This window comes from uncultured Dialister sp., from assembly GCF_900538805.1.
GTDB lineage: Bacteria > Bacillota > Negativicutes > Veillonellales > Dialisteraceae > Dialister.
In genome coordinates this window covers 1-5,510 of record NZ_UPZP01000123.1, presented here as the reverse complement: position 1 = coordinate 5,510, position 5,510 = coordinate 1, and the positions used below count along the sequence as shown (strand labels likewise).

Here is a 5,510-nt window from a genome sequence, read left to right as displayed (position 1 = left end):
TCGCGTCGACTGATTCCTTGCATTGAATAAAAATACAAGAATGAAATCCGATAACGATTTAATCAGCGCTTCCCTAGAACCTTCGGGGCGAAAGCCCCGTCAAACTTCAGCCGCACAGCGGCTGTCAACCCGGCGCCCGGAGGGCGCCAAAGGAGGCTTCCATGAAAAATATGAAAAAAATCATGGCTTTTTTACTCTCATTTCTTTTTGCCCTGTCCATAGGCCTTCTGGCGGAAGCGTCGGATGAGCAGGAGATGAACCGGAAGATGGGGTATTTTGACAATACCCGGACAGTGCTTCTTCTTTCGCCCCGGGTGAGAGGAAACGGCGGAGAAGCGGCTTCTTATGTGAACCGCGAAATGAAGCAGATTTTTCGCTATCCCTATTACAGAACCCTGGATACCATGGGCTATGAAGGCACGGTTTCCCCGTCGGATCTGCCGCGTCTGGCAGAGGAGTCGGGGGCGGATATCGTTGTCATGCCGGTGATTCAGTGGCAGCAGTGGATTTTCCATCGTTTCCTCTTCGATGACGGCGACGCCATCGTTCAGACCAGGGCCATGGTGGACATTTACAGTTATAAGAAAACCGACGGCACCGTGCGGGACGACAGGGGAACCTATTTTGCCACGGAAGATGAGGGGACCGTGCGGAATGTGTACATCCTTGACGATATCATGAAAGAGGTGTACAAAACATTCCCCTACCGCCGGGTGCCTACGGATGTGTCTAAAAGCCTCACCGGAGAAACGGAAGATAAAACGCCTAAGGCTGTGATGAAGGGCTGAGGTAGCCGCTGTCCGCTTACCGCTATCCGCTTACCGCTGCATCATGCAGCACTGGTGACACAAAGGGCAATCCCGTAATTTGGCTCCTTCCTCTGGAAGGAGCTCCTCGGAGCGGTGAGGATAGGCCTTTGCGAAAGCAAAGGCGCCGCCGAAAGGCGGCTTTTCAGAAATGTGTCACATCAGGCCCCTCTGGGGCCTCGGATTTTCTACGAAAATCCGCTATCCTCCGTCGCCTACGGCGACACCCCCTTCCAGAGGAAGGGGGCTTTTGCTCTTCGTTATGCGGCGCTGGTGACACAAAAAGCAAATCCCGTAACGCCTTGTTTTCCCTTGAGGGAAAATGCCACGAAGTGGCAAAAGGGTGTACGAGGGGAAAAGGTCAAAAGATACTCTATGCTGGTGTGACCGCCAAACGGCGGCCTTCCTGCCGACCGGTATTTAACGGCATTTGTCTCATAGTATTCAAGTACCGAGATCCTTCGCTGTCGCTCAGGATGACGGTTGAAGTCAGGAAGGATAGCACGTAACGCTGACTATAAAACTCATCGCCCGCCAGGGCGATACCACAACCCTTTGAACCCTTTGAACCCTCTGAACCCTCTGAACCTTCTAAACTCTTTGAACCCATGTCAAAAGGGAGCTTTGTAAAAATGATTGCACATTTTTGCAAAGCTCCCTTTTATCCTACAGCCCCTTCTGCTCTATACCGCTCACCAGGTATCCCAGGTGGGCGGTGCTGTTCAAGGTGACCAGGCGCCAGGTGCCTTTGTCGCATTCCAGCACGTTAATGCAGGCGTTGTCCTGCTTGATCTGCCAGAAGTGGCTCATGTCGAGGCCCAGAAGGTCGCAGATGATGGTTTTGTTTACGGCGTCGTGGGCGGCTGCGAGCACCGTTTCGCCGTCATATTTCTCTGCGTATTCGTCGAAGGCTTCCCGCGCCCGTTTCCGTACGTCTTCCAGGCATTCTCCTTCGGGCATCTGGACCATTTCGGGATGTGTGTGCCAGAGGTGGAATTCTTTGGGGTAGCGGGCTTCGATTTCATCGGCGTGGATGCCTTCCCAAAGGCCGTGGGAGATTTCGGTGAGCCGCCGGTCTTTTGCCACGGTGAGGTGGTGGTAGTCCGCTGCCATGCGGCAGGTTTCATAGGAGCGGGAGAGGGGGGAGGAAATGGCCCGGTCAATGGGCACGTCCTTCAGGGCCAGCGCCGCTTTTCGGCCCTGTTCCCATCCCCTTTCGGAGAGGGGCGTGTCTTCCTGTCCCTGGTAGCGGCCTTCGATGTTCCAGGTGGTTTCTCCATGGCGGAGAAGGATGATGCGTATCATAGGTTCTCCTTAATGTTCACAGTGAACGACTTTGACGTCGTGAATGCCGTCGATGTTCATAAGGGCGGGGATGAGGGCGGAGGGAATGTCCTTGTCCACGGCCACCACCATGACGTTGGTGCCTGCTTCTTTGCCGGCGCCTACCTGCATGCCGTTGATGTTGATGTGTTCCCTGCCCAGAACGGAAGCCACCTGGCCGATCATGCCGGGTTTGTCTTCATGAGGCGCAATGATGATGCAGCCCTTCGGTTCGATGTCCACACGGAAATGGTCGATGGAAACGATTTTGGCTTCCTTCCGGTCAAAGAGGGAGCCCGTGATGCGGTGGCTGCCCTTGTCGGTGTCCACGGTGAGGGAAATGGTGTTGGTGAAATAGTGGCCCTTCTTGGCTTTCACTTCCCGTACGTCCATGTGCCTTTCTTCTGCAATGCCCCTGGCGTTGACGAAGTTTACTGTCTGCTGGAGCACCGGTGCCAGGAGACCCTTCAGTACGGCGGTGGTGAGGGGCGCTGTTTCTGTTTCCGCCAGTTCACCGGTGTATTCTACATTGACTCTGTTGATGCGGCCGCCGGCCAGGTCGATGGCAATATTGCCCATCCGTTCGCAGAGGTCGAAGTAGGGCTGGATGACATGGAGGGTGGCTTTGGTAATGGGGGAAGCGTTCACGGCGGTGGCTACCGGTTCTCCGTGGAGGGCCTGCATGACGCCGATGGCCACGTCGGTGGCAACGCCGGCCTGGGCTTCTTTGGTGGAAGCGCCCAGATGGGGAGTCAAAGCTACATTGGTCATGCCCAGGAAGGGGTTATCCTCCGGCTTCAGCGGTTCATTGGGCCATACGTCGATGCCGGCGCCGGCCACTTTGCCGCTCTTCAGTGCTTCTGCCAGAGCGTAGATGTCCACCACGGCGCCGCGGGATGCATTGACGATGCGGACGCCGTCTTTCATCTTTTCGATTTCTTTTTTGCCGATCATGCCGCGGGTTTCATCGGTGAGGGGTGTATGGAGGGTGATGTAGTCCGATTCCTTCAGGAGGGTGTCCAGGTCCACCAGCTCTACCCCCAGCTGTTTGCCCCTTTCCAGCGGAATGTAGGGGTCATAGCCGATGGTCTTCATGTTGAAGGCCTGCAGGCGCTTGGCTACGTTGGAGCCTACCCGGCCGACGCCGATGATGCCCACGGTTTTGTTCAGGAGCTGGATACCGGTGAAGCTCTTCCTGTCCCAGCGGCCTTCCATAATGGACTGGTGGGCCTGGGGAATGTGGCGTGTCATGGACAGCATGAGGGCGATGGTGTGCTCGCAGGCTGCAATGGTATTCGATTCCGGCGTGTTCACCACGGTAATGCCCTTCTGGGTGGCTTCCTTAATGTCGATGCCGTCGATGCCTACGCCGGCGCGGCCGATGACTTTGAGGTTCCTGGCTGCGTCGATGACCTTTTTCGTTACCTTCGTCTGGCTTCTGGTGATGATGGCGTCGTAGTCACCGATGACCTTGCAAAGCTCCTCTTCCTTCATGTTGGGCTGGATATCTACGATAAATTCCTTTTCCAGGATTTCCTTGGCTTCCTTGGCTACGTCGGCGGTGATGAAAATTCTAAACATAATGATTTCCTCCTTTGAAATATTATCCGTTTGTTCTTTCGTATTCTTTCATAAACTGGGCCAGCGCTTCCGCTGCTTCCGGCGTTACCGCATTGTAGAGGGACACCCGGAGGCCTCCCACCAGACGGTGGCCCTTGACGCCGATGAAATCATTGGCTTTGGCCTTTTCCACGAAATCCTTCTCCATGGCTTCATTGGCCAGGTTGAAGGTCACGTTCATGCGGCTCCTTGCTTCCTTTTCCGCATGGCCCCTATAGAAACCGCCGCTCTCGTCGATAACGTTGTAAATGAGGGCTGCCTTCACCTTGTTTCTTTCCTCGATGGCTTTGAGGCCGCCCATGTTTTTGATCCAGTGGAGCATGCGGTTCAGGGTGTAAATGCAGAAAACCGGCGGCGTATTGTAGGTGGAGTCCTTCTTCACGAAGGTGTTATACTGCAGAAATTCCGGAATATCGGTGCGGGCCGTTTCCAGAAGGCTCTTTTTTATGATGGCAAGTGCCACACCGGCGGCGCCCAGATTTTTCTGGATACCTGCCCAGATCATGTCGAACTTGTTGAAATCGATATCCCTGGAAAGAATGTCTGAAGACATATCGCAGATGAGGGGCACCTTCACCTCCGGAAATTTCCGGTACTCCGTGCCGTAAATGGTGTTGTTGGCGCAGATGTAGAGGTAGTCCGTATCCGGTTTGATATCATAGGTATCCGGAATGTAGGAGTAATTTTTATCCTTGGCAGAATTGGCGTCATAGGTTTCGCCGAAGAAGGCGGCGGTGTTCCTTGCCTTATGGGCCCACACGCCGGTGTCCGCATAGGCCGCCCTGGTGTGAAGGAAATTGTACCCCGTCATGAGGAACTGCATGGTGCCGCCGCCCTGGACGAATACGATTTCATAATCCGGAGCAAGGTGCATGAGCTGCCTGAGCAGGTCCTTCGTTTCATCCAGCATATCCTGGAACTCTTTGGACCGATGGCTGATTTCCGTAATGCCCATGCCTGTGTTTTTGAAATTGGTGAGATCCTCCTTCATAGCCTCCAAAACCTCCAGGGGCATAGGGGACGGGCCGGCGTTGAAATTGAATACTCTCTTCATCATAAACCTCCAAATAACACAAAAAGAGAAGACGTCCCATGGGACGAGCTTCTCTTTTCTCGCGGTGCCACCCAATTTAGCCACGGCAAAAGGAAGAAGCAGGTATAAAAAAACGCTCTCCATCCACTAAGGGACGAGAGCACCCGCGATACCACCCAAATTGCCGAAAGGCCATCTTTGACAGGCTGTAACGGGCCTACCCGAAAGATTCTTCATCCATGTCTCCGAAGTGGAAAGATAATCAGCCTTTGGCAGCTCTCACCGGCCGCTGCCTCTCTGAAAAAGTCTCATTACCCCTTCTTCATCATCGCCTGTTTCGTATGGCTGAATTATAGCCCCGGCCCTTTCACTTTGTCAAGAAGGAAATTTTAGAAATAGTGGGACTGTATTGCGGTGCAGGTTCAAAAGGTAGAGAAGGGGGCAGAAGGTTCAAAGGGTGGTGGCGGGGATGCAATCCGCAACCCTCAACCCCATAGGGGCTGTCAAACCTCAGAACCCTCCGGCCATAGCCCGGTCAATCTTAAGAACTTTTACCTCTGCGCCCCCCTTTAACGGCATTGCTAATCGTGCTATAATACATTCATGCATACTATCATGCGAAATAATGATATCAGGGAAGCGCTGATTCACTAGGGAAGCACTGATTAATTCATAGAGTTTGCTTTTATAAGAATTTTCATGCACTGCTTCGTCATGAGGCTCCTTAA

The 5,510-nt window shown here is 53.7% G+C and carries 5 protein-coding genes; 1 reads left to right on the top strand and 4 read right to left on the bottom strand.

Going from position 1 to position 5,510, the window contains the following annotated elements; genetic code table 11:
• Positions 1–161: 161 nt before the first annotated feature.
• Positions 162–788: a hypothetical protein gene (locus QZQ29_RS08675; protein WP_296962378.1), complete on the top strand. Its 627-nt coding sequence runs from the start codon at positions 162–164 to the stop codon at positions 786–788.
• Between the two features lie 684 nt (positions 789–1,472).
• On the opposite strand, the gene QZQ29_RS08670 is transcribed toward QZQ29_RS08675, so the two are convergent.
• From QZQ29_RS08670 to QZQ29_RS08655, 4 genes are all read right to left on the bottom strand, one after another.
• Positions 1,473–2,111 carry a histidine phosphatase family protein gene (locus QZQ29_RS08670; protein WP_296962375.1) on the bottom strand — a complete coding sequence of 213 codons (639 nt, stop codon included), beginning with the start codon at positions 2,109–2,111 and terminating at the stop codon, positions 1,473–1,475.
• Positions 2,112–2,120: 9 nt separating this feature from the next.
• Entirely contained in the window at positions 2,121–3,710 is a 1,590-nt protein-coding gene (gene serA, locus QZQ29_RS08665) for a phosphoglycerate dehydrogenase (protein ID WP_296962373.1), read from the bottom strand.
• A gap of 22 nt (positions 3,711–3,732) precedes the next feature.
• Positions 3,733–4,806, bottom strand: a complete 1,074-nt coding sequence (serC, locus tag QZQ29_RS08660; RefSeq protein WP_366663873.1) for a 3-phosphoserine/phosphohydroxythreonine transaminase — start codon at positions 4,804–4,806, stop codon at positions 3,733–3,735.
• A 486-nt stretch (positions 4,807–5,292) separates the two neighbouring features.
• The coding region (locus QZQ29_RS08655) for a hypothetical protein (protein ID WP_296962371.1) at positions 5,293–5,510 on the bottom strand (218 nt) is incomplete at its 5' end.

Coding starts and splice junctions, on each gene's coding strand:
- QZQ29_RS08670 (WP_296962375.1), bottom strand. CDS start 2,111: ATGATACGCATCATCCTTCTCCGCCATGGAGAAACCACCTGGAACATC.
- serC (WP_366663873.1), bottom strand. CDS start 4,806: ATGATGAAGAGAGTATTCAATTTCAACGCCGGCCCGTCCCCTATGCCC.
- QZQ29_RS08675 (WP_296962378.1), top strand. CDS start 162: ATGAAAAATATGAAAAAAATCATGGCTTTTTTACTCTCATTTCTTTTT.
- serA (WP_296962373.1), bottom strand. CDS start 3,710: ATGTTTAGAATTTTCATCACCGCCGACGTAGCCAAGGAAGCCAAGGAA.